Genomic DNA, 1,243 nt, shown 5'->3' with positions numbered 1-1,243 from the left:
GGGACTGCCCCCGGTTTTGTTGACTCCTTGACCTAGCGAGCTTGTGCTCGTGGAAGGATGTTGACCATGCCCACGGCTTATGGGGCGGAGTTCCGCCAGGATGTTATTGATGTAGCCCGCAAGGGCGAGGCGCCGCTGACGCAGATTGCCAAGGATTTCGGGCTTTCGGTCACGACGCTGAAACGGTGGATTGCCATCGCCGAGCGCAAGGAATCCGGGGCCGGCCCGGCCGCGGCGGAGTCGGCCGAGATGCGCGAGCTGAAGAAGCGGAACCGCCTGCTGGAACAGGAGAACGAGATCCTGCGCCGGGCAGCCGCCTACTTGGCAAGGGACATCAACCCAAAATGATCTACCCGCTGGTCACGGATCTTGCCGCCGACGGAGTCCCCGTGGCGGTGACCTGCAGGGTGTTGGGATTCAGCAAGCAAGGCTATTACCGGTGGAAGGCCAGCCCGGTGACGGACCGGGACTGGGTCGATGCACACCTGGTCAACGCCGCTCTGGACATCCACGCGGACGACCCGGCATTCGGGTACCGGTTCATCGCCGACGAACTCCCCGAGAAGGGCATCACGGCGGGCGAAAACAGGGTCCAGCGCCTGTGCAGAGACCACGGCATCTGGTCGGTGTTCTCCAAGAAGCGTGGCCTGAACCGGAAACCAGGACCGCCGGTCCACGACGACCTGGTCGAGCGGGACTTCACCGCTGAGGCGCCGAACGAGCTGTGGCTGACAGACATCACCGAACACCCCACTGCAGAGGGGAAGCTCTACCTCTGCGCGGTCAAGGACGTCTATTCCGGCAGGATCGTCGGCTACTCGATGGACCCACGGATGAAGTCCTCGCTCGCCGTCGCCGCACTGGAAAACGCCGTGCGGACACGCCGCCCAGCCGGAACCGTCGTGCACTCGGACCGCGGATCCCAGTTCCGGTCCCGCCGCTTCGTCGAAACGCTCCGGCACCACGGGCTTACAGGGTCTATGGGCCGGGTCGGCGCGTGCGCGGACAACGCCGCAATGGAATCCTTCTTCTCGCTGCTGCAGAAGAACGTCCTGGACCGCCAGCGGTGGCTCACACGCCAGCAACTCCGCCTGGCCATCACGACCTGGATCGAGCGTACCTACCACCGCCGGCGACGGCAAAGACGGCTGGGAAAACTCACGCCGATCGAATATGAAACAATCAACCGGACCGCGCTCACAGCGGCCTAAGACCCCGAGTCAACAAAAGCCGGGGCAGTCCC

The 1,243-nt window shown here is 64.3% G+C and carries 1 protein-coding gene; it reads left to right on the top strand.

From position 1 onward, the window contains the following. Positions 1-66: 66 nt before the first annotated feature. A protein-coding gene (locus PV772_RS22930; RefSeq protein ID WP_347887693.1) for an IS3 family transposase occupies positions 67-1,211 on the top strand; the annotation gives its coding sequence in 2 pieces (ribosomal slippage) (positions 67-343 and positions 343-1,211; 1,146 coding nt in all). Positions 1,212-1,243: the final 32 nt, after the last annotated feature.

The sequence above is a fragment of the Pseudarthrobacter sp. CC12 genome (assembly GCF_039907755.1).
In the GTDB taxonomy this organism is placed as follows: domain Bacteria; phylum Actinomycetota; class Actinomycetes; order Actinomycetales; family Micrococcaceae; genus Arthrobacter; species Arthrobacter niigatensis.
This window is presented reverse-complemented; position numbering and strand designations above follow the sequence as displayed.